24 protein-coding genes and 1 riboswitch are annotated in these 23,456 nt (G+C 71.0%); of the genes, 13 read left to right on the top strand and 11 right to left on the bottom strand.

The features are described 5' to 3' along the window. Positions 1-21: 21 nt before the first annotated feature. Positions 22-774: an endonuclease/exonuclease/phosphatase family protein gene (locus tag AB0I77_RS33735; RefSeq protein WP_363286550.1), complete on the top strand. Its 753-nt coding sequence runs from the start codon at positions 22-24 to the stop codon at positions 772-774. Positions 775-781: 7 nt separating this feature from the next. Here AB0I77_RS33735 and AB0I77_RS33730 read toward each other — a convergent pair whose 3' ends face one another. Both AB0I77_RS33730 and AB0I77_RS33725 read right to left on the bottom strand, forming a co-directional pair. Next, a complete protein-coding gene (locus AB0I77_RS33730) occupies positions 782-1,450 on the bottom strand; it encodes a hypothetical protein (protein WP_363286549.1) in 669 nt (222 codons plus the stop codon). Next, positions 1,443-2,222, bottom strand: a complete 780-nt coding sequence (locus AB0I77_RS33725; protein WP_363286548.1) for an alpha/beta fold hydrolase — start codon at positions 2,220-2,222, stop codon at positions 1,443-1,445. Before AB0I77_RS33725 ends, AB0I77_RS33730 begins: the two co-directional genes overlap by 8 nt. Before the next feature lie 161 nt (positions 2,223-2,383). Here AB0I77_RS33725 and AB0I77_RS33720 point away from each other — a divergent pair, with 161 nt between their 5' ends. The 4 genes from AB0I77_RS33720 (at position 2,384) to AB0I77_RS33705 (ending at position 6,264) form a co-directional block, all read left to right on the top strand. After that, a complete protein-coding gene (locus AB0I77_RS33720) occupies positions 2,384-3,166 on the top strand; it encodes a lysophospholipid acyltransferase family protein (RefSeq protein ID WP_363286547.1) in 783 nt (260 codons plus the stop codon). 45 nt (positions 3,167-3,211) lie between these two features. After that, positions 3,212-4,438, top strand: coding sequence for a DUF5931 domain-containing protein (locus AB0I77_RS33715; protein ID WP_363286546.1), 1,227 nt, complete (start codon positions 3,212-3,214; stop codon positions 4,436-4,438). Continuing rightward, entirely contained in the window at positions 4,435-5,121 is a 687-nt protein-coding gene (locus AB0I77_RS33710; RefSeq protein ID WP_363286545.1) for a response regulator transcription factor, read from the top strand. Before AB0I77_RS33715 ends, AB0I77_RS33710 begins: the two co-directional genes overlap by 4 nt. Positions 5,122-5,235: 114 nt before the next feature. After that, positions 5,236-6,264 carry a 6-phosphofructokinase gene (locus AB0I77_RS33705; protein WP_363286544.1) on the top strand — a complete coding sequence of 343 codons (1,029 nt, stop codon included), beginning with the start codon at positions 5,236-5,238 and terminating at the stop codon, positions 6,262-6,264. 80 nt (positions 6,265-6,344) lie between these two features. On the opposite strand, the gene AB0I77_RS33700 is transcribed toward AB0I77_RS33705, so the two are convergent. Together AB0I77_RS33700 and AB0I77_RS33695 are read right to left on the bottom strand one after the other, a co-directional pair. After that, positions 6,345-8,201, bottom strand: coding sequence for an anthranilate synthase family protein (locus AB0I77_RS33700; protein ID WP_363286543.1), 1,857 nt, complete (start codon positions 8,199-8,201; stop codon positions 6,345-6,347). Between the two features lie 130 nt (positions 8,202-8,331). Then, the gene (locus AB0I77_RS33695) at positions 8,332-8,388 is read right to left on the bottom strand and encodes a trp operon leader peptide (RefSeq protein ID WP_363286583.1); all 57 of its coding nucleotides are present in this window, start codon (positions 8,386-8,388) and stop codon (positions 8,332-8,334) included. 96 nt (positions 8,389-8,484) lie between these two features. Between AB0I77_RS33695 and AB0I77_RS33690 the strand changes: the two genes are divergently transcribed. Then, the gene (locus AB0I77_RS33690) at positions 8,485-9,837 is read left to right on the top strand and encodes a class II 3-deoxy-7-phosphoheptulonate synthase (RefSeq protein ID WP_363286542.1); all 1,353 of its coding nucleotides are present in this window, start codon (positions 8,485-8,487) and stop codon (positions 9,835-9,837) included. Positions 9,838-10,018: 181 nt separating this feature from the next. Beyond that, the gene (locus AB0I77_RS33685; RefSeq protein WP_363286541.1) at positions 10,019-10,270 is read left to right on the top strand and encodes a (2Fe-2S)-binding protein; all 252 of its coding nucleotides are present in this window, start codon (positions 10,019-10,021) and stop codon (positions 10,268-10,270) included. Here the strand turns inward: AB0I77_RS33685 and bfr are convergent. Further along, positions 10,267-10,746 (bottom strand): bacterioferritin, encoded by a 480-nt coding sequence (gene bfr, locus AB0I77_RS33680; protein ID WP_363286540.1) that lies wholly within the window; start codon positions 10,744-10,746, stop codon positions 10,267-10,269. The two genes, AB0I77_RS33685 and bfr, sit on opposite strands and share 4 nt — an antisense overlap. A gap of 174 nt (positions 10,747-10,920) precedes the next feature. On the opposite strand from bfr, the gene AB0I77_RS33675 reads away from it, so the two are divergent. Beyond that, entirely contained in the window at positions 10,921-11,568 is a 648-nt protein-coding gene (locus tag AB0I77_RS33675; protein ID WP_363286539.1) for a sulfite oxidase-like oxidoreductase, read from the top strand. A gap of 17 nt (positions 11,569-11,585) precedes the next feature. Here the strand turns inward: AB0I77_RS33675 and AB0I77_RS33670 are convergent, their stop codons facing one another. The 5 genes from AB0I77_RS33670 to thiO form a co-directional block, all read right to left on the bottom strand. Then, on the bottom strand, positions 11,586-12,464 hold the full coding sequence (locus AB0I77_RS33670; protein ID WP_363286538.1) for a deoxyribonuclease IV: 879 nt from the start codon (positions 12,462-12,464) through the stop codon (positions 11,586-11,588). A gap of 43 nt (positions 12,465-12,507) precedes the next feature. Then, a complete protein-coding gene (pknB, locus tag AB0I77_RS33665; RefSeq protein ID WP_363286537.1) occupies positions 12,508-14,436 on the bottom strand; it encodes a Stk1 family PASTA domain-containing Ser/Thr kinase in 1,929 nt (642 codons plus the stop codon). Between the two features lie 180 nt (positions 14,437-14,616). Then, a complete protein-coding gene (locus tag AB0I77_RS33660) occupies positions 14,617-15,411 on the bottom strand; it encodes a thiazole synthase (RefSeq protein ID WP_363286536.1) in 795 nt (264 codons plus the stop codon). 3 nt (positions 15,412-15,414) lie between these two features. Further along, a complete protein-coding gene (gene thiS, locus AB0I77_RS33655) occupies positions 15,415-15,615 on the bottom strand; it encodes a sulfur carrier protein ThiS (RefSeq protein WP_363286535.1) in 201 nt (66 codons plus the stop codon). Then, positions 15,612-16,805 (bottom strand): glycine oxidase ThiO, encoded by a 1,194-nt coding sequence (gene thiO / locus AB0I77_RS33650; protein WP_363286534.1) that lies wholly within the window; start codon positions 16,803-16,805, stop codon positions 15,612-15,614. Before thiO ends, thiS begins: the two co-directional genes overlap by 4 nt. Beyond that, positions 16,803-16,914, bottom strand: a riboswitch (TPP riboswitch). It overlaps the preceding gene by 3 nt. Before the next feature lie 134 nt (positions 16,915-17,048). On the opposite strand from thiO, the gene AB0I77_RS33645 reads away from it, so the two are divergent. The 5 genes from AB0I77_RS33645 (at position 17,049) to AB0I77_RS33625 (ending at position 21,617) form a co-directional block, all read left to right on the top strand. Further along, positions 17,049-18,299 carry an FAD-dependent oxidoreductase gene (locus tag AB0I77_RS33645; protein ID WP_363286533.1) on the top strand — a complete coding sequence of 417 codons (1,251 nt, stop codon included), beginning with the start codon at positions 17,049-17,051 and terminating at the stop codon, positions 18,297-18,299. Positions 18,300-18,412: 113 nt separating this feature from the next. Then, positions 18,413-18,778, top strand: a complete 366-nt coding sequence (locus AB0I77_RS33640; protein WP_363286532.1) for an Rv2175c family DNA-binding protein — start codon at positions 18,413-18,415, stop codon at positions 18,776-18,778. Between the two features lie 113 nt (positions 18,779-18,891). Further along, positions 18,892-19,548, top strand: coding sequence for a thiamine phosphate synthase (gene thiE, locus AB0I77_RS33635; RefSeq protein WP_363286531.1), 657 nt, complete (start codon positions 18,892-18,894; stop codon positions 19,546-19,548). Positions 19,549-19,665: 117 nt separating this feature from the next. After that, on the top strand, positions 19,666-20,589 hold the full coding sequence (gene metF, locus AB0I77_RS33630; RefSeq protein ID WP_363286530.1) for a methylenetetrahydrofolate reductase [NAD(P)H]: 924 nt from the start codon (positions 19,666-19,668) through the stop codon (positions 20,587-20,589). 56 nt (positions 20,590-20,645) lie between these two features. After that, positions 20,646-21,617, top strand: a complete 972-nt coding sequence (locus AB0I77_RS33625) for a hypothetical protein (RefSeq protein WP_363286529.1) — start codon at positions 20,646-20,648, stop codon at positions 21,615-21,617. Between the two features lie 38 nt (positions 21,618-21,655). Here the strand turns inward: AB0I77_RS33625 and AB0I77_RS33620 are convergent, their stop codons facing one another. Continuing rightward, positions 21,656-23,179, bottom strand: a complete 1,524-nt coding sequence (locus AB0I77_RS33620; protein ID WP_363286528.1) for an NAD(P)/FAD-dependent oxidoreductase — start codon at positions 23,177-23,179, stop codon at positions 21,656-21,658. Positions 23,180-23,456 lie beyond the last annotated feature (277 nt).

The following is a 23,456-nucleotide window of genomic DNA, read 5'->3' as shown; positions in this document are numbered from 1 at the left end:
ACACCACGTATCTTGATCCGCATGGTGACACCCCCACTCCCCAACTCCGGGACGGAACCCGACGGTTCCGCCGTAGTTCGTGTCCTCAGCTACAACATCCGCTCCATGCGCGACGACACCAACGCCCTCGCCCACGTGATCACCGCCTGCGCCCCCGACCTGGTCCTCATCCAGGAAGCCCCCCGTTTCTTCCGCTGGCGCAAGAAACTGGCCCGCCTCGCCGAGGCCTCCGGCCAGGTGATCCTCACCGGCGGCGGCACCGCCGCGGGCCCGGCGATCCTCTGCTCGCTCCGGGCAACCGTCGAACGCACCGAGGACCTCCTGCTCCCGCTCACCCCGGGCCTGCACCGGCGCGGCTTCGCGACCGCGGTCGTCCGGTTCGGCGGCGCCCGGGTCGCTGTGCTGAGCTGCCATCTGTCGTTGCAGGAGGACGAGCGGTACGAGCAGGGCGGCATGCTCCTCGACCGGCTCGCCGGAATGGGCGTGGAGCACGCCATCGCGGGCGGCGACCTCAACGAACGCCCCGGCGGCCGCACCTTCGCACGGCTCGCCGAGACCCTTCAGGACTGCCGGGCCACCGCGCCCTGGGGCGGCGAGCACACCTGGACGCCGGCCGACCCCCACCAGCGCATCGACGCGATCTTCGCCACGAAGGGCGTCGAGGTGCTCGGCTGCGGGGTGCCGGTGGGGCTCCCCGGTGTGACGGAGACAGACTTGAAGGCGGCCACGGACCACCTCCCAGTCCTGGCCGCCCTCAAAATTCCCGCCGGCTAGAGGTCGGCTAGACGACCGCTCCCCGCCCCGGATCCTCGTCCTCGTCGTCCACCCGCATGCGCATCACCAGCGTGGCGAAGCCGCCCAGGAAGCCGCCGATGCCGAGCGTGGTGAGCCACCAGGTCATGTCCCAGCCGAGCAGGACCGCCGCCAGCAGCAGGACCGGCCCGCCGAGCACTCCCAGCCAGGCGAACTTCGACGTGGTGTCGGCGGCGGGCAGCGGCGGGGGCTCCGGCGGGACGAAGTGGCCCTCGTCGTCCGCCTCGAAGTCCTCCTCGGCCGGTTCCGGCGCGCTGTAGTCCCGCGGGCCGACACCGGGGGCGAAGGCGACCGAGCCGCCCAGCGGCTTCCCGGGCTTGTCCACGCCGGAATCCCCGGAAGGTCCGGAATCCCCGGAGTTCTTCGCGTTCTCGGCGGCCTCGGAGTCCGTGGTCTTCTTGGCCTCTTTGGTGTCCTTGTCCTGCTGGGAACCCTCGTCGTTCGTCTCGGGCTCCAGCAGCGCCAGGTCCTCGACCGACTTGAAGGGCTTGGCCCCTGGCGGGTCCGGCGGTTCCTCGCCGTACCCCTCGACGATGGCCGCCCATGCGGCATCCTCGTCGAAGGGGACGCTCTGCTCGTCCGGCACGCGGTTCTCGCGCTCCTCACGGTCCTCGCGGTCGGAGTCGTGCTCAGCCACGTGCCGCCGTCCCTTCCTTGCCGATGCTGGGGGCGAGCCGGCCGATGAACGCGTAGCTCTCCTCGAAGATCCGGTCCGCCTCGAAGTCCAACGTCGCGACGTGGTAACTCTGTTCCAGCACGATCTCCTGAACGTCCGTGGACGAGATCCGGCTCAGGACACGCGCGGAGTCGGCCGCCGGCACCACATGGTCCTGGGCGCTGCGCAGGACCAGCAGCGGCTGGGTGACCTGGGGCAGTTCGCCGTCGACCAGGCGGAAGAAGGTCCGCAGCGAGTGCGCCGCCCGCAGTGGAACCCGGCCGTAGCCCAGCTCGACGCTGCCCTCCTTGGCGATGTCGCTCGCGATCCCCTTGGACGTACGGACGAGGTGATGGATCACCGGAAGGGCGTGCGGGGCCAGGCCGTGCATCCGGTTGGCCGGGTTGACGACCATGAGGCCGCTGACCGTGTCCCCGTGCTTGGCGGCCAGCCTGAGCGCGAGCGTGGCACCCATCGACAAGCCCGCCACGAACACCTGCGCGCACCGCTCCCGCAGGGCGCGCAGCTCGCGGTCCACCTCGGCATACCAGTCCTGCCAGCCGGTGAGCTGAAGGTCCTCCCAGCGCGTGCCGTGCCCGGGCAGCAGCGGCAGCGAGACGGTCAGACCACGCTCGGCTAGATACTCCGCCCAGGGGCGCAGCGACTGCGGGGAGCCGGTGAAGCCGTGGCAGAGGAGGACCCCCGCTTCCCCGCCCTCATGGCGGAACGGCTCGGCTCCAGGAAGGACCGGCACCTTCGGTCTCCTGTTCATGAGAGAGGCATGAGCAAAGTCCAGGTGTGGTTCACCGTACGCGACCGCACTGACACCGACCAGGGCCGTCGGGCTCTTTGACGGTGCGCCGGGTTAAGGTCTGACCGACGGACACAGGAGGCACTCGGTTGTTGTACGGCGCGATGAAGGTATCCATCGGGGGGCCGCTGAAGCTCGCCTTCAGACCCTGGGTGGACGGCCTGGAGAACGTACCCGCCGAGGGCCCCGCGATCCTGGCGAGCAACCACCTCTCCTTCTCGGACTCGTTCTTCCTGCCCGCGGTCCTCGACCGCAAGGTCACCTTCATCGCGAAGGCCGAGTACTTCACCACGCCCGGCATCAAGGGCCGGATGACGGCGGCCTTCTTCAAGGGCGTCGGGCAGCTCCCCGTGGACCGTTCCGGCGCGCGCGGCGCGGGCGAGGCGGCCGTCAAGAGCGCGATGGGGGTACTGGAGCGCGGTGAGCTCTTCGGTATCTACCCGGAGGGCACGCGCTCGCCCGACGGCCGCCTCTACCGCGGCAAACCGGGCGGCCTCGCGCGCGTGGCGCTCGCCACCGGCGCGCCCGTGATCCCGGTCGCCATGATCGACACGGAGAAGATCCAGCCGCCGGGGAAGGTGATGCCCAAGCTGATGCGGCCCGGCATCCGCATCGGCAAGCCGCTGGAGTTCCGCCGCTACCAGGGCATGGAACACGACCGTTTCGTGCTCCGCGCGCTGACCGACGAGGTCATGTACGAAATCATGAAGCTCTCCGGCCAGGAGTACGTCGACATCTACGCGACCGCCGCCAAGCGGCAGATCGCGGACGCGGCGAAGGCCGAGAAGGAAGCGGAGAAAGCGGCGAAGGCCGCACTCGCGCAGCAGGAGAAGGACCAGCAGGAGAAGGACCAGCAGCAGAAGGCCGGACAGGCCGACAAGGAGTAGCAGGCCGGCGTCTACAAGGGGCAGTCCGGCCCGGGGGTGGGGGAGATGGCCAAGCGCGAGCGCGTCATGAGGATGTCGGTCGAGCAGCCGCTGTGGCGTGCGCTCGCCGGCTACCGGGTGCTCACCATGCTGTACGCGATCGGCTTCTTCGTCACCGGATACGACGAGTTCGCCCGCCCCTGGCTCGCCGTCGCCTACTACTGCGTCCTGTCCGTCTGGACCCTGGCCACCCTGCCCCGGGTCGCGAACGCGGCGAGCTGCACCAAGCGGTTCCTCGCCGCCGACCTGACCATCGCGCTCGCCGGCATCATGCTCACGCCCCTCGCCGACGCCCATGAGCGGGTCCAGTCGGGCGGTCCGACCCTGCCGTCGATATGGACCGCGGGCTCCGTACTGGCCTTCGCCATCAAGGGCGGCTGGCGCTGGGCGGCCGGCGCCTCCAGCGCGGTCGCCGTCGCCAACCTCGTCGAGCGTGGCACCCCGGCCCGCGACACCGTCCACAACGTGGTCCTCGTCTGGGTCGCCTCCATCGCCATCGGATACGTCGTCGAGGTCGCCCGCGCCTCCGAGCGCACCCTCGCCCGCGCCCTGGAGATCGAGGCCGCGACCCGGGAGCGGGAGCGGCTCGCCCGGGACATCCACGACAGCGTGCTCCAGGTGCTGGCGATGGTGCAGCGGCGCGGCGCCGTCCTGGGCGGCGAGGCGGCCGAGCTGGGGCGGATGGCCGGGGAGCAGGAGGTGGCCCTGCGCACCCTGGTCTCCGGCGGACTGGTCCCCGTCTCCCGCGCCTCGGAGGACGCGGCCGAGGGAGCGGTCGTACGCGTGGTGGAGGAACCGGAGGACGACGGTCCGGTCGATCTCCGCGCACTGCTCGCCCCGTACGCCTCCGCGACGGTGAACCTCGCCGAGCCCGGCGCCCCCGTTCCGCTGCCCCCGATCGCGGCACGGGAGCTGGCCGCGGCCGTCTCGGCCGCCCTGGACAACGTCCGCAAGCACGCCGGGGAGCACGCGCGCGCGTGGATCCTGGTCGAGGACGAGCCCGACGAGGTGATCGTGACCGTACGGGACGACGGACCCGGCATCCCCGAGGGCCGGCTCGCCCAGGCCGAGGGCGAGGGGCGGCTCGGCGTGGCCCTCTCCATCCGGGGCCGGCTGCGCGAGCTCGGCGGCAGCGCCGAGGTGATCTCGGTGCCGGGCCAGGGCACCGAAGTCGAACTGAAAGTACCGAAGGACAGCAGCACGGCACGGGGAAAGAAGGCGGAGAAGCGATGACGGACACCGGCACCGGGCAGGGCCCCATCAAGGTCATGGTCGTCGACGACCACCCCATGTGGCGCGACGCCGTCGCCCGCGACCTCGGCGCCTCCGGCTTCGACGTGGTCGCCACCGCGGGCGACGGCGAACAGGCCGTGCGCCGCGCCAAGGCCGCCGCGCCCGACGTGCTCGTGCTCGACCTGAACCTGCCCGCCAAGCCCGGCGTCCAGGTCTGCAAGGAACTCGTCGCCGCCAATCCCGCGCTGCGCGTCCTGGTCCTGTCCGCGAGCGGCGAGCACGCCGACGTACTGGAGGCGGTGAAGTCGGGCGCGACCGGCTATCTGCTCAAGTCGGCCTCGACGGAGGAACTCCTCGACGCGGTGCGCCGCACGGCCGTCGGCGACCCGGTCTTCACCCCGGGCCTGGCCGGTCTGGTCCTCGGCGAGTACCGCCGCCTCGCCGCCGAGCCCACGCCCGCCCCGGACACCGGCCAGCCGGGCGCCCCGCAGCTCACCGACCGCGAGACGGAGGTGCTGCGGCTGGTGGCCAAGGGCCTGAGCTACAAGCAGATCGCCGAACGTCTGGTCATCTCCCACCGCACGGTCCAGAACCACGTCCAGAACACCCTCGGCAAGCTCCAGTTGCACAACCGGGTGGAGCTCGTGCGGTACGCGATAGAGCGCGGACTCGACGACGAGTAGGCCAACATCCCGACGTTTCATCGGAATTGACCCTCCCGCCCATAACGAAGTGACCTGCATCACGATTAGCGTGACCTTCAGCAGGCACGCACCCCCTGGCGAAGGGACATTTCCATGCGGGTCGGAGTACTGACCGGAGGCGGCGACTGCCCCGGACTCAACGCCGTCATCCGGGCCATCGTCCGCAAGGGCGTACAGGAGTACGGCTATGACTTCACCGGCTTCCGGGACGGCTGGCGAGGTCCCCTCGACGGCGTCACGGTGCGCCTCGACATCCCCGCGGTGCGCGGCATCCTGCCCCGCGGCGGCACCATCCTCGGCTCCTCGCGCACCAATCCGCTGAAGCAGGAGAACGGCATCCGCCGCATCAAGGACAACCTCGCCGAGCTGGAGGTCGACGCGCTCATCGCGATCGGCGGCGAGGACACCCTGGGCGTCGCCGCCCGCCTGGCCGACGAGTACGGCGTGCGCTGCGTCGGCGTGCCGAAGACGATCGACAACGACCTGTCCGGAACGGACTACACCTTCGGCTTCGACACGGCGGTAGGCATCGCCACGGAGGCCATCGACCGGCTGCACACCACCGCCGAGTCCCACATGCGGGTCCTGGTCTGCGAGGTGATGGGCCGTCACGCGGGCTGGATCGCCCTCCACTCCGGCCTGGCCGGCGGCGCGAACGTCATCCTCATCCCCGAGCAGCGCTTCGACGTCGAGCAGGTGTGCTCCTGGGTGACCTCCCGCTTCAGGGCGTCGTACGCGCCGATCGTGGTCGTCGCCGAGGGCGCCATGCCCAAGGACGGCGACATGGTCCTCAAGGACCAGTCGCTGGACTCCTTCGGGCACGTCCGGCTGTCCGGGGTCGGCGAATGGCTGGCCAAGGAGATCGAGAAGCGCACCGGCAACGAGGCCCGGACGACGGTCCTCGGACACATCCAGCGCGGCGGCACCCCCAGCGCCTTCGACCGCTGGCTCGCCACCCGCTTCGGCCTGCACGCCATCGAGGCCGTCCGCGACGGCGACTTCGGCAAGATGGTCGCCCTGCGCGGCACGGACATCGTGCGCGTCCCGATCGCGGAGGCCACGGCCCGGCTGAAGACGGTGAACCCGAAGCTGTACGAGGAGGTCGGGGTGTTCTTCGGCTGACGGGGCGACGGGGCGACGGGGGATGGCCGTATTGACGGGGGGTATGGGCCGAATTTCGGCCCATACCCAGTCATCGGGCGCTACGGCTGCCGGAGAAGCGGTACCGCCAGCAACTCCGAGACGATCGCCGGACCGTTCAGCGTGAGCACCGACTCGGGATGGAACTGCACGGAGGCGAAACCGTTCCCCCGCAGCGCGGTCACCTCCCCGTCGGCCGTGCGGCTGACCTCCACCTCGTGGGCCGCCAGCTCCACAGCGGCCTCGTCGTCACAGCGCGCCACATAGCTGTTGTAGAAGCCGACCGTCTCCGGCCGCCCGAACAGGTCGATCTCCGTCTGCGCGCCCTGGTACGGCACCCGCTTCCGGACGATCTCCAGCCCCAGCTCCGCCGCGATCAGCTCGTGCCCGAGACAGACGCCCAGCACTTGGTGCCCGTGGCCCCGGATCACCTCGGTGGTCAGGGCCCGCAGGAACCGCATTTTCGGGTCGTCCGTGTCGGAGGGGTCACCCGGTCCGGGGCCGAGGACGATCGGCCCTTCGTGCACGAGTGCCGCCTCCCTCAGCCCCGGCTCGTCGTACCGCCGCACGGTCACCTCCAGGCCGCTCGACCGCAGGACGTGCGCGAGCATCGCCGTGAAGGTGTCCTCCCCGTCGACCACCAGGGCGTGGCCGGCGAGATCGTCCGACCGCTCCTGCATCCGCAGCCAGAAGGGAGCGAGCGCGGCCCGGCGCCCATCGAGCGCGGCCCGCACCCGGGGATCGTCGGCCAGCTTCGGGCGTACGGACTCCGCGCGCGGCCGCTGCTCACGCACCCCCAGCGCCGCCAGCACGCCCGCCGCCTTCGCGTGCGTCTCCGCGACCTCACTCGCCGGATCCGAGCCCCGTACGAGCGTGGCGCCGACCGGCACCCGCAGCCGCCCGTCCGCGTCGATGTCGGCGGTGCGGATGAGGATGGGGGAGTCGAGGGTCTGGGCGCCGCCGGAGTCCCGGCCGAGCAGCGCGAGCGCACCGGCGTAGTAGCCCCGCCCGCCCACCTCGTGCCGCTCGATGACCCGGCAGGCGTTCTGCACGGGCGAGCCGGTGACGGTCGCGGCGAACATGGTCTCCTTGAGGACCTCCCGGACATCCAGCGAGGACTTCCCCCGCAGCTCGTACTCGGTGTGCGCGAGGTGCGCCATCTCCTTGAGCCGGGGCCCCACCACGACCCCGCCCATGTCGCCGACGGTGCACATCATCTTGAGCTCCTCGTCGACGACCATCGAGAGCTCCTCGATCTCCTTGCCGTCGGCGAGGAAGTCCAGCAGATGTGCCGGCGTCGGCCCGTCCGCCGGGTAGCGGTACGTCCCGCTGATCGGGTTCATGACGACGGTCCCGCCGGACATCCGCACATGCACCTCGGGGCTGGCGCCGACGAGAGTCCGGTCGCCTGTGTGCACGACGAAGGTCCAGTACGCGCCCCGCTCGCCTTCGAGCAGCCGCCGGAACAGCGCCAGCGCGTCGGCCCGTCCGAACCCCGGGATCCCACCCTCGTACGTCCGCCGGATCACGAAGTTCGCGCCCTCGCCGGCCCCGATCTCCTCCCGCAGCACGCGCCCGACGATCTGTGCGTACTCCTCGTCGGCCACGTCGAAAGCGCCGTCCTCGACGCGGACGTCATGCGCGGGGAGTTGGGAGAGGACGTCGTCCAGCGGCAGTGCGTGCGTTTCCTCCGGCACGAGTACGGCCAAGGGCGTCCCGTCGTCGCGGACGTCGAAGCCGCGCTCGCGGATCTGGCGGAAGGGGACGAGCGCCAGGCCCTCCTCGGGAAGCTCGGCGAGCCGGTCGTACGTGGTCACCGGGCCGAGCAGGATCTCGACCATCTGGTGGTCGTGGCCCGGAGTGCGCCGGCGGAGGAGGGCGAAGGGACGGGGATCGTCCAGCAGGTCGAGCAGATTCATCGGTCGTGATCCTTCTCTGAAACTCCCAAGCTCTGAAGCTCAGAAGCTCTGGAGGAGAGACGACCCCGGCGCCGGAAAACACCGAAGGCCGCCCCTCGGGCGGCCTTCGCGAAGTCTTGCGTACGCGCAGTCAGTGGGCCGCCGGAGAAGCGGTCCACCACCAGGTCTGGTCGGAGTGCGCGAACATGCGCCGCACCCTACCGCATGTCCGAGGGGCGTATCCGGCGTCTCATTTCCTGGGCAGGAGCCGGAGGTCACGACATCACCCCGTAATGTTGACGTCGTGACCGTGAACGCTAAGACCAGCGCGAGCGCTGGCAACACCTGGCGAGACCTGCCCGCGGCGCAGCAGCCCGAGTACCCCGACACCGAGGCTCTGCGCGCAGTGATCGCGGACCTCGAGTCGTATCCGCCGCTCGTCTTCGCGGGCGAGTGCGACCAGCTGCGCGCCCGGATGGCAGCCGTCGCCAAGGGAGAGGCGTTCCTTCTCCAGGGCGGCGACTGCGCCGAGGCCTTCGACGCGGTGTCCGCCGACCACATCCGCAACAAGTTGAAGACGCTCCTCCAGATGGGCGCCGTGCTCACGTACGCCGCGTCCGTGCCCGTCGTCAAGGTGGGCCGGATCGCCGGGCAGTACTCCAAGCCGCGCTCCAAGGGCACCGAGACCCGTGACGGCGTGACCCTGCCGACGTACCGCGGCGACTCGGTCAACGGCTTCGACTTCAACGAGGCCGCCCGCATCCCGGACCCCGAGCGCCTGAAGCGGATGTACCAGGCCTCGGCCTCCACGCTGAACCTGGTCCGCGCCTTCACCACGGGTGGCTACGCCGACCTGCGCCAGGTGCACGCCTGGAACCAGGACTTCGTGAAGTCGTCCCCCTCCGGGCAGCGCTACGAGCAGCTCGCCCGCGAGATCGACCAGGCGCTGAACTTCATGCACGCCTGCGGGGCCGACCCGGAGGAGTTCAGGACCGTCGAGTTCTACTCCTCGCACGAGGCGCTGCTGCTCGACTACGAGTCGGCGCTGACCAGGGTCGACTCGCGCACCGGGCAGCTGTACGACGTCTCGGCGCACATGGTGTGGGTCGGTGAGCGCACCCGGCAGCTGGACCACGCGCACATCGAGTTCGCCTCGCGGATCCGCAACCCGATCGGCATCAAGCTCGGCCCGACGACCACGGCCGAGGAGGCGCTTCAGTACATCGAGCGTCTCGACCCCGACCGCGAGCCGGGCCGGCTGACCTTCATCGTCCGCATGGGCGCCGACAAGGTCCGCGACAAGCTGCCCGAGCTGGTCGAGAAGGTCACGGCCTCCGGCGCGACGGTGGCCTGGATCACCGACCCGATGCACGGCAACACCTACGAGGCGGCCTCCGGCCACAAGACCCGCCGCTTCGACGACGTGCTCGACGAGGTCAAGGGCTTCTTCGAGGTCCACAAGGGCCTGGGCACCCACCCGGGCGGCATCCACGTGGAGCTCACCGGTGACGACGTCACCGAGTGCGTGGGCGGCGGCGACGAGATCTTCGTCGACGACCTGCACCAGCGCTACGAGACGGCCTGCGACCCGCGCCTGAACCGCAGCCAGTCCCTCGACCTGGCGTTCCTCGTCGCGGAGATGTACCGCGACCAGTAGGAGGCCGGTAGCAGGCCAGTAGCAGGCCGGTGACGGGAGCACCTGTTACGCACGCGTGGAGTGGGGCGCGGATCACATGCGATCCGCGCCCCATTCCACTTTTGCGTCACGTATGCGGCGGGTAAGGTTAGGTTAGCCTCACCGATCATCGGGATGGCGGCTTGTCGATTCCATCGGGGAGGTGACCCGCGTGTACGTCTGCAACTGCTTCGGTGTGACTGAGGCGCAGGTGAGGAAGCACGCGGAGGGCGGTGCCTGCACCCCTCGACAGATTGCCTCGGCCTGCAAGGCGGGCACGGACTGCGGGTCGTGCGTACGCCGGATTCAGGCGCTGCTGGGCAGGGGCGCGTGCGCGCGCCCGGAACTCGCCGGACTCACCGAACTCGCCGACGAGGGCAAACCCGCGCTCGCGCAGCTCGAGGAAGCCGCCTAGCTCTCCGGCTGCTCGATCAGCTGCGCGATGTAGAGCGCGTCGCCGAGCTTCTCCAGGAGTTCCAGCTGGGTGTCGAGGTAGTCGATGTGGTGCTCCTCGTCCTCCAGGATCGACTCGAAGATGTTCGCGGAGGTGACGTCGCCCTTCTCGCGCATCACCTTGATACCGCGCCGGAGCCGGTCGATCGCCTCGACCTCGACCTGCCGGTCGGCCTCGAACATCTCCCGGACCGTCTGCCCCACGCGCACATGGAAGAGCCGCTGGTAGTTCGGCAGGCCCTCCAGGAAGAGAATCCGGTCGGTGAGCACTTCCGCGTGCTTCATCTCGTCGATCGACTCGTGCCGCGTGTACTTCGCGAGCTTCGTCCAGCCGAAGTTCTCCTGCATCTTCGCGTGCAGGAAGTACTGGTTGATCGCGGTCAGCTCAGCGGTCAGCTGCTCGTTGAGGAATTCGATGACCTCGGGGTCGCCCTGCATCGCAGAGGCTCCTTCCACGGGGGAAACTGGCAGGTTGCGCCGCATGATTGCACTCGGCGACGAAGATCGTCCAGTAAGTCTTCACTTAGTTAGTAAGTGCAGGCTTAGTTCTAATTGCCCGAATTGAGTGGGGGTTGGTCATGTGCACTGCCCCAGGTCTGTCAGGATGGAGACATGGGTCAGCCGGTGGAACGCGAATCGGGAGAACGCGATTCTTCAGGAGCCGTACACTCCGAGCTTCCGCCGGGGCAGCGAGTGCAGCGCGGCTGGCCGGTCACGCACTACGGTCCGGTCCCCAAGTTCCGGCCCGAACGCTGGGAGTTCCGGGTCTTCGGCGCCACCGCGGACAGCGAGAAACACTGCTGGAACCACGAGGAGTTCACGGCCCTGCCGTACACCACGGTAGTGAGTGATCTTCATTGCGTCACGAAATTCAGCATGCTGGGCGCCGAGTGGGGCGGCATTCCCGCCCGTACGATCCTGGAGATCGCCCCGCCCGCGCCCGCGGTCACTCATGTGATGGTGTGGGCCGAATACGGATTCAGCTCCAATCTCCGCCTGTCGGACTTCGCGTCCGAGCGCACGATCTTCGCCACGCACAAGGACGGCGAACTGCTGACGGCGGAGCACGGCTTCCCGCTCCGCCTCGTCGTCCCCCATCTGTACGCCTGGAAGGGCCCCAAGTGGGTCCGCGGCGTGGAGTACATGACCGCCGACCGCCGCGGCTTCTGGGAGGAGCGCGGCTATCACAATGTCGGCGACCCCTGGCGGGAAGAGCGCTACTCCTACCAGGAGGCGCCCGGGGACGGCCCCGACCTCTGAGGGCATCGGGCTGCGGCTCAGCCGTCCCGGAGTTTCTTCAGCCGCTCCACGTCCGCCGCGTGTCCCTCCTTGCCGCCGGGCGTCTCGATGATCAGCGGTACGCCGGCCGTGGCGGGGTGGGTCATCAGCGCCCGGAACGGGTCCTCGCCGATGTGACCGGCACCGATGTTCTCGTGCCGGTCCTTGTGGGCGCCGACCACGTCCTTGGAGTCGTTGGCGTGAATGAGCCTCAGCCGGCCCGCGCCGACCGTGTCCACCAGCAGGTCCAGCGTCTGGTGCATGCCGGCCGGCCCGGTCAGGTCGTGCCCGGCCGCGAAGATGTGACAGGTGTCCAGGCACACACCCAGCTTCGGATGGGCGTCCAGCGCCTCGAAGTACGGCCCGAAGTCCCAGGTCCGCGAGCACAGCGAGGCGCCCTGCCCGGCCGTCGACTCCAGGAGCAGATACGGGTCGTCCTCGTGGGTGAGCTCGTCGAGCAGCGGCAGCAGGCGCTGCCGTACCTGCTTCAGGGCCACGGACCGCTCCCGGCCGCCGGTCGCGCTGCCCGTGTGCACGACCACGCCCAGCGCGCCGATCTCCCGCCCGCGCCGCAGCGAGTGCCGCAGCGACTCCACGGACTTCTCCACGGTCGCCTCGGTGTGCGAACCGAAGTTGATCAGGTACGGCGCATGGACGTACGCCGGGATCGACTCGGCCGCGCACACCGCGCGGAACTCCTCGTCCTGCCGCGGGTTTCCGGCGGGCGTGGCCCAGCCGCGCGGGTTGGCGACGAAGACCTGCACGGTCTCGGCCTTCAGGTCATGGGCGTACGACAGGCCCACGGAGTGGAGACCGCCGGCCACGGGGACGTGGCCGCCGACGGGGTTGCGGGCGGGGCCGGGTTGTTGACTCTTCACGTGTTCAGGGTGTCATGCGGCCCGGTCCGCCCCGTTACCCCGGTCAGCGGATCTTGAGGGTGATCGTCGACCCCTTGGGGGCCGTCTTCCCGCCCTTCACGGACTGGTTCTTGACGGTGTCGCCGAACAGGCCGAGCAGGCCGCGGTCCTCGTCGACCTCGAAGCCCGCGGCCTCCAGGGTCGCCTTGGCGTCGTCGACACTGTCGCCGACCACGTCCGGGACCTCGACCATCTCCGGGCCCTTGGACAGCGTCAGCGTCACCGTGTCGCCCGCGGCGGCCTGGGTGCCGTCCGGCGGCGTCTGCTGGGCGACCTGGCCCTTGTCGACCTCGGAGGAGTTGACCTCCTCGGCGGAGACCTCCACCTTCAGGCCCGCCTCTTCCAGGTCGGCCCGCGCGTCGGCCAGGTCCTCGCCGGTGACGTCCGGGACGTCCACCGGGCTGCCCTTGCTGACGGTCAGCGCGATCGCCGAGCCGGCGCGCCGCTCGATGCCGGCCGTCGGGTCCGTGGAGATCACGGCGCCCTTGGTGACCTCGTCGCTGAAGGCCCGGGTGACCATGCCCGGCTCCAGGCCCCGCTGCTTCAGCAGGATCTTGGCCTGGTCCAGCCGTCGGCCCTCCAGATCGGGCACCTTCACCGTCTCCGGGCCGTCGGAGATGGTGAGCGCCACGGGGTCGTTGTCCCGGATCCGGGTGCGCGGTGCAGGGTCCGTGCTGATGACCGTGCCGCGCTTCACCGTGTCGCTGTAGGCGTGCTTGACCTGGCCGACCTCGAGGCCGGCCGCTTCCAGCCGGTCCCGGGCCTGTGCCTCGGTCTTCTCCAGCAGCGCCGGGACCTGGGTGAACTGGCCGGAGTTGATGTACCAGACGCCCGCGCCGACGCCGAGGACCAGCAGCACCGCGGCGACGATCGTGACGACAAGGCGGGGCGACCGGGCACGGCGGCGCGAAGGCGGGGGCGGCTCGGACTCCAGTCGGCTCGTGCGGTGGAACCCGTTTTCGGGCTCGTCGTCGTTGACCGGCAGCAGCCGGGGGACGGTGAGCGAGCGCGGGATCACGCTCGTACGGTCGTCGCCGTTGTCGTGCGCCGAGGCGAGCGCCTGCGGCGGCACCAGGTCCAGCTGGTCCGCGCTGAGCGCGGAGCGCGCGTCCCGCACCTGGGCGAGCAGCGCGACCGCGTCGTACGGGCGGATGTCGGGGGTGCGGGCGGTCGCCGACGCGACCAGCTCGTCCAGCTCGTACGCCAGCCCCGGCACCCGGGCCGAGGGCGGCGGAACGTCCTCGTGGAGGTGCTTGTAGAGCACGACCGCCGGGGAGTCGGCGTCGTGCGGCTTCTCGCCGGTGAGCATCTCGTGCAGGACGACACCGCACGCGTACACGTCGACGCGGGGATCGGCGGTGCCGCTCTCGATCTGCTCGGGTGCGAGGTACGCCACCGTGCCGAGCACGGTGCCGGTGGTGTGGGTGACCGTGTCCACGGAGCGTACGAGCCCGAAGTCGGCGACCTTGACCCGGCCGTCGTCTCCTATCAGCACGTTCTCCGGCTTCATGTCCCGGTGCACGAACCCGGCGCGGTGCGCGGCGCCGAGCGCGGCCAGGACCGGCTCCAGGATGTCGAGGGCGGCGCGCGGCTGGAGTGCCCCGCGCTCGCGCAGTACGTCGCGCAGGGTGCATCCGGCGATGTACTCCATGGCGAGGTAGACGTACGACCCGTCGGCGCCCTGATCGAAGACCTGTACGACGTTCGGGTGTGCGAGCCGGGCGACGGACTTCGCCTCCCGGATGAACCGCTCGACGAACTCCCCGTCCACCGCGAGCGCGGGATGCATCACCTTGAGCGCGAGCACGCGGTCCAGGCGGGTGTCCACCGCCCGGTAGACCGTGGCCATCCCGCCGACCGCGATCCGCGCGTCGACGCGATAGCGGCCGTCGAGCACCTGCCCGACGAGGGGGTCCTGAAGGGTCGTATCCACGCAGGTGAGTGTACGAGCCGCCGCTGACAGCCCCGCCGGTTCCGGTGAGATCGGGGTGGGACTGCAGCCGAGCTGTGACGCAAAACACGAAAGCCGCAACGGCGAAGCCGTAACGTCGAAGCCACGACCAGGTAGCTGCGGCCACGAAGCCGCAACCTCGACGCCGCGGCCGTCGACCGGTCAGAAGGCAGGCCGCTCCGGATCCAACGCGGCCAGGCCCTCCGCGGGAGACGACGCCTCCGCGAAGTGACGCCGGGGTATCCGGCCCGCCAGCCGGGCCAACCGCCCCGCTTCGACCGCGTGCTTCATGGCCTCGGCCATCAACTGAGGCTCCTGCGCCCGTGTCACCGCCGAGGCGAGCATCACCCCCGCGCAGCCCAGCTCCATCGCCAGCGCCGCGTCCGAGGCTGTACCGGCGCCCGCGTCCAGGATCACCGGCACGCGCGCGTGCTCCACGATCAGCTGGAAGTTGTGCGGGTTGCGGATACCGAGCCCGGACCCGATCGGCGAGCCCAGCGGCATGATCGCCGCACAGCCGACGTCCTGGAGCTTGCGGGCCAGCACGGGGTCGTCGTTCGTGTAGGGCAGCACCGTGAACCCGTCGTCGACCAGCGTCTCGGCCGCCTCCAGCAGTTCGATGGGGTCCGGCAGCAGCGTGCGCTCGTCGGCGATGACCTCCAGCTTGATCATGTCCGTTCCGAGCGCCTCGCGCGCGAGGCGGGCGGTGAGGACGGCCTCACCCGCGGTGAAGCAGCCGGCGGTGTTCGGCAGCACCTGGATGCCGAGCTTGTCCAGCACCGACAGAACGGAACCGTGCACGGAAGGATTCACGCGCCGCATCGCGACCGTGGTCAGCTCCGTGCCGGAGGCCACCAGGGCGCGCTCCAGCACCTCCAGGCTGGGCGCCGCGCCGGTGCCCATGATCAGGCGGGACGTGAAGGACGTACCACCGAGGACGAAGGGGTCGTCGGCCATGGGTCAGCCTCCTTGGACGGCGGTGAGGACTTCGACGCGGTCTCCCTCGGAGAGGGGCGTCGTCGGCCACTGCGCGCGCGGGACGACGGTTTCGTTGAGCGCGGCGGCCACCCCGGAGGGCGCCGCGGTGAGGGAGTTGACGAGCGTGTCGAGGGCGGTGCCGGGGGAGACCTCCTGGCGCTCGCCGTTGACCGAGATGTTCATACGGGTTGCTCCGTGAGGGCGGTACTGAAGCGCTTGGGTGTGAAGGGGCGGGCCTCCTCCGGGAGGTCACCGGTGGTCAGGGCGTGCGCCATGGCGTCGCCTGTGACCGGCGTGAGCAGCACGCCGTTGCGGTAGTGCCCGGTGGCCAGCAGCAGGCCGTCCAGCTCGGTCGGGCCGAGCAGCGGCGCGTTGTCGGGGGAACCGGGGCGCAGACCGGCCCGGGTCTCCGTCAGGGGCAGTTCCGTGATCCCGGGGACCAGCTCATGGGCGTCCCGCAGCAGCTCGTACACGCCGCCCGCGGTCACCGTTGTGTCCCAGCCCAGCTCCTCACTGGTCGCGCCGACGACGAGCTCGCCGTTCTCCCGGGGCACCAGGTAGACGTGGCTGCCACGCACCACGGCGCGCACGGTCCGGCTCAGGAACGGCGCGTACCGCTGCGGCACGGTCAGCCGCAGCACCTGTCCCTTCACGGGCCGTACGGGCGGCAGTACGTCCTCCGGGACACCCGCGAGCCGCCCGCTGAGGCTGCCCCCGGCCAGCACCACCTGCCCGGCGCCCAGGGCGGCGCCCTCGCGCGTGACGACGCCGGCCGCTCGCTCCCGTACGACGGACAGCCGCTCGGCCCACGACCGGTGGAAGACCACGCCCGCCCGCTCGCAGGCGGCCACGAGCGCGCGAGCCAGCCGCCTCGGGTCGATCTGGTGGTCCCCGTCGACGCGGAGCCCGCCGCGCACGCCCGGCGCGAGCATGGGCTCCAGGCGCCGGCACTCCCGCCCGGACAGCCACTCCGACTCCAGGCCCGACTGCCGCTGCAACGCGTGCAGTTCACGCAGATGGGCACGGTCGTCGGCGTCCAGCGCGACCGCGAGCGTGCCGCACCGGCGGTAGCCGAGGTCGTGACCGGTGAGTTCGGTGAGCTCGGCCGCGAAGTCCGGATAGCGGCGGGCCGAGGCGAGATTCAGGCCGAGCAGGGTCTGCTCGCCGTAGTGCAGTTCCGTGACGGCGGCCAGCATCCCGGCCGCCACCTGGGCGGCCCCGCCGCCCGGTTCGGGGTCCACCACGGCCGTGCCGAACCCGCGCTGCGCGGCCCGCCAAGCCGTGACCAGGCCGATGATTCCGCCCCCGATGACAAGGACGTCTGACGTGCCTGACGTGTCTGGGCTGCCTGATGACTCGGGCGTATGCGACATGGGCGTCCAGCCCCTCCCTTCGCCGGCATGACCCGGATCAGGTTCGTACGGTCGGAGGCCGCCAGCCTCCCTCTCAGCCCGGTCCGTCCGGGCTCCCGCGAGTGCTCTACGTCGGCCACCCTAACTCTTGGTTCCGCACCTCTGTAAGGGAGCCTGTCGTCATACCGGCGGGGCACGTGGTGTGGAACAGGTCACTGAGCCCGGCCGCAGACTGACGGATCATCAGCTGGCTATGGTGATCAGGTGAGCGAGCAGACGCAGGAACGGCAGGAACCGGGAGACTCCACGCCACGGCGTGTCGTCGTCGTGGGCGCGGGCATGGCCGGGGTGCAGACCGCGGTCGCCCTGCGGGAACAGGGCTTCACCGGGACCGTGACGCTGGTCGGCGCGGAGCCCCATCAGCCGTACGACCGGCCGCCCCTGTCGAAGGCGGTGCTGCTGGGCAAGGCCGAGGGCTCCGCCTTCGACGTGGACTTCGAGGCGCTCGGCATCGAACTGCGGCTCGGGTACGAGGTGCTGGGCGTGCGCCCCGGCGAGCACGAGCTGGACACCGCCGAGGGGCCCGTGCCGTACGACGTCCTGGTCCTCGCCACCGGTGCCGAACCGATCCGGCTGCCGGGCGCGGAAGGCGTCCCCGGTGTCCATCTGCTGCGCACCCTGGACGACGCCGAACGGCTGCGCCCGGTGCTCGCCCGGCAGCACGACATCGTGGTCGTCGGCGCGGGCTGGATCGGCGCGGAGTTCGCGACGGCCGCCCGCGAGGCCGGCTGCGCGGTGACCGTCGTCGAGGCCGCGGACCGGCCGCTGGCGGGCGCGCTGCCCGCCGAGGTGGCCGCGCCGATGGCCGCCTGGTACGCCGACGCGGGTGCCGTGCTGCGTACGCACGCGCGCGTGGAGCGCGTCGAACCCGGGGCCGTGCTGCTGGACGACGGCTCCCGGCTGCCCGCGGACGCCGTCGTGGTCGGCATCGGCGCCCGGCCCGCCACGGCCTGGCTGGCCGGCTCCGGCATCGCCCTCGGCGCGCACGGCGAGGTCGTCGCCGACGACCGCCTGCGCACCTCCGCGCCGGACGTCTACGCGGTCGGCGACTGCGCCTCGTTCCCTTCGGGAAGGTATGGCGAGCGGCTGCTGGTGCACCACTGGGACAACGCCCTCCAGGGCCCCCGGACGGTGGCCGCGAACATCATCGGCGAGGCCATCGGCGAGGCGCCGGCGGTCTACGACCCGGTCCCGTACTTCTGGTCCGAGCAGTTCGGCCGCTTCGTCCAGTACGCCGGCCACCACGCGTCCGCCGACACGACCCTGTGGCGCGGCGAGCCGTCCGGCCCGGCCTGGACGGTCTGCTGGCTGCGTGAGAACCGTCTGGTCGCCCTGCTCGCGGTGGGGCGCCCCCGGGACCTGGCCCAGGGCCGGCGGCTGATCGAGGCGGGCACACCGATGGATCCGGAGCTGCTGGTCGACCCGGCGCGGCCGCTGAAGACGGCGACGGCGTAGTTCCGCTGTTCCGTTGTTCCGTTTCCGTGGCGGCGGCCTCGGACGGCGGTGTGTCGTCCCAGGTCGGACGGCGCTGACTTCCGACTGTCAGTCCGGGATGGCAGGCTTGTCCCGTGACCGAGATTGACGCAAAAATCGATGCTCTCGTCCCCGCCTGGCTCACCCTCCCCGACATCGCCGAACAGTTCGGCGTCGAGGTGACGCGTGTGCGGCAGTTGGTCAAGGACGGCCAGCTCATCGCCGTACGCCGTGGCGAGAACCGCGCGCTGCACGTCCCCGCCGCCTTCATCGACGGGGACAAGGTCGTCAAGGGCCTGTCCGGGACCCTGACGCTCCTGCGGGACGACGGCTTCACGGACGCGGAGATGCTGGAGTGGCTCTTCACCCCCGACCCGAGCCTGCCCGGCACCCCCGCACAGGCTCTGAGCGAGAATCGCGGCACGGAGGTGAAGCGCCGCGCCCAGGCGCTCGCCGTCTGAGCTGAACAGCACCGGCGTACGGGCCGCGACCCTCAGGGCCACGGCCCCGGCCGAGCACGGCCAACCGCGGCCCGTACGCCACCGACACCACACCGCAACGGGGAGCCACACGCATGCCCGACACCGCCGCCACCACACGCGCCCGGCTCGCCGACGCCCGCGTCTACCTCTGCACGGACGCCCGGCGGAGCAAGGGCGACCTCGCCGAGTTCCTGGACGCCGTCCTGGCCGGCGGTGTCGACATCGTGCAGTTGCGCGACAAGGGCATGGAGGCGGCTCAGGAGCTGGAGCACCTAGAGGTCTTCGCCGATGCCTGCGCCCGGCACGGCAAGCTCCTCGCGGTCAACGACCGGGCGGACGTCGCACATGCCGCCGGCTCCGCCGTCCTGCACCTCGGCCAGGGCGACCTCCCGGTCCCCGCGGCCCGCGCGATCCTCGGGGACGACGTCCTCATAGGCCGCTCCACCCACGCCGAGCCGGAGGCCGCCGCGGCCGCCGTCCAGGAGGGCGTGGACTACTTCTGCACCGGACCCTGCTGGCCCACCCCGACCAAGCCCGGCCGCCATGCTCCCGGCCTGGATCTGGTCCGGTACGCCGCGGGCCTCGGCGCCGACCGCCCCTGGTTCGCCATCGGCGGCATCGACCTCGGCAACCTCGACGAGGTGCTGGAGGCGGGCGCCCGCCGGGTCGTGGTCGTCCGGGCGATCACCGAGGCGGACGACCCGGGCGCGGCCGCCGCGGAGTTCGCCAAAAGGCTGCGGCAGGCGTGACGTCCGTCACAGCTTTCGGCCTGCGAAGGTGTCCGAACGGTGGACAATAAATAGACAAATCGGGCAAACTTCCGTGATCTGGTTGGGGGACCGCCCACCCCTGACTAACCTGCGGGTATGGCCCTCGGCACCGCATCCACCAGGTCTGACCATGCCCGCACCGTGCGTGACATGCTCGCGACCGGCAAAACGACGTATTCCTTCGAGTTCTACGCCCCGAAGACCCCGAAGGGCGAGCGGAACCTCTGGAACGCGCTGCGCCGGGTCGAGGCCGTGGCACCCGACTTCGTCTCCGTGACCTACGGCGCGGGCGGTTCCACCCGCGCGGGCACGGTCAAGGCGACCGAGGCGATCGCCTCCGACACCACGCTCACGCCCATCGCCCACCTGACGGCCGTCGACCACTCGGTCGCCGACCTGCGCAACATCATCGGCCAGTACGCCGACGCCGGGATCCGCAACATGCTGGCGCTGCGCGGCGACCCGCCCGGCGACCCGATGGGCGACTGGGTGCCGCACCCGCGAGGCCTCGCCTACGCGTCCGAGCTGGTCGAACTCATCAAGACGTCAGGTGACTTCTGCGTGGGTGTCGCGGCCTTCCCCGCGATGCACCCGCGTTCCGCCGACTGGGACACCGACGTCCGCCACTTCGTGGACAAGTGCCGCGCGGGCGCGGACTACGCGATCACGCAGATGTTCTTCGACCCGGAGGACTATCTGCGGCTGCGTGACCGGGTCGCGGACGCCGGCTGCGACACCCCGATCATCCCCGAGGTCATGCCGATCGCCAGCGCGAAGACCCTGGCGCGGGTGCCGTCCCTCACCAACGCGGCCTTCCCGCCCGCCTTGAAAGAGCGGATCCTCACAGTCAAAGACGATCCGGCGGCTGTACGCTCCATTGGCATCGAATTCGCCACGGAGTTCTGCGCGCGGCTGCTGGCCGAGGGAGTGCCCGGACTGCACTTCATCACGCTCAACAACTCCACGGCGACGCTGGAAATCTACGAGAACCTGGGCCTGCACCACCCCCCGCAGGCCTAGACCGGCCGCACCGCCATACGACACACTGCGTAACGGCCACTGGGAGAGGGGCGTACATGGGCTGGACGGTCCTCTACATCGCGTTCGGAATCGTCGCACTGTGGCTGCTGGGCGAGGTGCTGCTGCAGTACAAGGCGCGGCTTCGCTGGCGATTGCTCGCCTTCGTCGGCTTCCTCGGCGTCGTGCTCGGCGTGCTCATCCCGTCGGTGATCGTCATCGCGCTGGGCGCCGTCGCCTTCGCGGTCGGGCAGACCTACGTCACCCTCTCCTTCCGCCGCGGCTTCGCGGCCGGCTGGGCGGTCAGCCGCCCGGGCGCCGACGGCTCCAAGCGGCGCCGCGGCAGGGCGGACCGCCAGGATCCGAGCCTGGAGGTCACCGGCCTCGAAGCGGCCGACGCCGGCTTCGACGCCGACGCCAAGTACGGCCAGGACGCCGGTGGTCCCGGTGGTTACGGCCACGAGGACGAGTACGACCGCGACGACGTGTTCGCGCCCGCGCGCCCCCTCGACCCTCCGGCCGCCGAGGCCACCGCCGTGTACGAACCGCTGCCCGTGCCCGAGGACACCGGCTCGTACGGCATATACAACGCCCCCGGGTACACCGCCGCCGACGCGTCCTACGCGGCCGCGGGCCAGCCCCAGGACCAGTACGCGGCGGCCGCCACCGACCAGACGTACGCCTATGACGGCTACTCCGGCTACGACCAGCAGCAGTACGGCTACGACATGACCGGACAGCAGCAGTACGCCGCCTACTCCGACCCCTACATCGGCACCCAGACCTACGACGGTGCCTCGTACGACACCTCCTACGACGGCCAGCAGCAGTACGGCCAGCAGGGCTACGGCCAGGACCAGTACGCCACCGGTCAGTACGGCGAGACCCCGCCCGGCGGTGTCTGGGTACCGCAGCAGCGCACCACCGACGACCCGTACGGTGGCGAACTCCCGCCGGAGCAGCAGCAGTACCCGTACCAGGGAGACGGTCAGACGCAGGGGAACGGGTTCGACGAGCAGTACCGCTTCTGATTCTGAGCGGACCTCATTTCACTCCATCTCGCTTCATTTCACTGGGATCCCCGGAAGTCCGGCCCCTCCACGATCAGTCCGGCGACCAGCGCTCCCGACATGCCGGCGTGCGGGAGACCGCCGCCGGGGTGCGACCAGCCGCCGACGGTGAACAGGCCCGGTACGGCCGTGAGGTTGGCCGGGTGCAGCAGACGGCCGTCGGCCGCGGCCAGTGCCGGTCCCGGGACCGCCCCGCCCTCCGCGCCCGTCGCCGCCGCGATGTCGGCCGGGGTGCGGACCTCGTGCCAGAGGAGGCGGTCGCGCAGGCCGGGTATCGCGCGCTCGGCGGCGGTGATCATGCCCTCGGCGGCGGCATCTGCGTCGGCGCGCCGGTCGAAGGCCTCCGGCTCATGTCGGCCGGTGGGTACCACCGAGGTGAGCGTGACCGCCTCATGCCCCGCGTCCGGGACCAGCCGCGGGTCGTCCGGCCGCAGCACCGTGACCGTCGGGGGCGGCGCGGCCGTAGCGGGGGGCGTGCCGAACAAACGGTCCAACTCGGTCTCGCGGTCCTCCGCGTGCACCACCGTGCGATGAGTCGTCCCCTGCGGGCGTGCGCCGCGCAGCGCCAGCAGCACGGCCAGCCGGCTCGGCAGCCCGCGCTGGGGCCCGACTTCCCCTTCTCCCCGCAGTACCGCATTCCGGACGACGCGGCCGAGCGCCTCGGGCGCGACGCCGGCGACCACGAAATCCGCCTCCGCCACCGCCCCGTCCGCGAGCTCCACCCCCGCTGCCCGGCCGTCCTTCTCCACCACCCCGGTGACCTCGGCGCCGAAGACGAACTCGACCTTCCTGGCCACGCACCGCTCGTACACCGCGCGCGCCAACTCCCGTATTCCGCCCCGCACATACCAGGTGCCGAAGGCGTGCTCCAGGTACGGCAGCACGGTCGCGCTCGCCGGAGCGACCCGCGGGTCCAGGCCGTGAGCGAGGGCGTGGCTCTCCAGGAGGGCGATGAGCCGGGCGTCGCGCAGCTCCCAGGCGCCGACCTCGGCGAGCGTGCCGGCCCGACGAGTGCGCAGCAGCCGCTTGTGGGGGACCGCCGGATAGGGCTCGCGCTCGGCCAGCACCGACCAGTTCGGCCACAGCGGCTCCTCCAGGAGCGGCCTGCGCGTCCGGTCCCAGGCCTCGCGCGCGCGGACCAGGAAGTCGCCCCAGAGCTGCCCGGTGCCCGACCCGAGCGCCTCGTCCAGGGCGGTGACGACGCCCGCGCGTGAGGCGTTCGGCAGCGAGACCTCGGTGCCGTCCGCGAAGACGTGCCGTGACGACGGGTCCACCTGGACCAGGTCGACGCACTCCTCCAGTGGTTCCCTGCCGGTCTTGACGAACAGGTCGCGGTAGACCGCGGGCAGGGGCAGGAGCCCGGGGCCCGTGTCGAAGGAGAAGCCGTCCCGCTCGAAGCGGCGCACCGCTCCGCCGTACGTCTCCGTACGCTCGTACACCGCCACCCGGTGGCCCGCGACGGCCAGCCGTGCGGCGGCCGCCATCGCGCCCATCCCGGCGCCGATCACCGCAATCCCTGCCATGCCCGCGACTTTATCGGCCGCCACCGACAATCCGGCCGCGGGCCTGTGAGGCCCCCGGCCGGAGGGAGTGGGGGAGTACGGACACGGACGCGTTCGTCACCAGTCGGCGACCCGGCGTCCTGGGCCTGAGTGCGTACGACTGAGTACGCGTACCTAGCAGGTGAGTTGAGTACGCGCGCGGATAGGTTCCGACCTGCGTGAACGAGAGAGTGGAGGCACGGAGAAGGGGAACGGCTCCGGCACCGGCGACACGGGGCGCCGGAACGGAGCCGCCCCG

Source organism: Streptomyces sp. NPDC050619, assembly GCF_040654815.1.
Lineage (GTDB): Bacteria > Actinomycetota > Actinomycetes > Streptomycetales > Streptomycetaceae > Streptomyces.
Note: the sequence above shows the minus strand (reverse complement) of the source record. Positions and strands in the feature narration are given on the sequence as shown.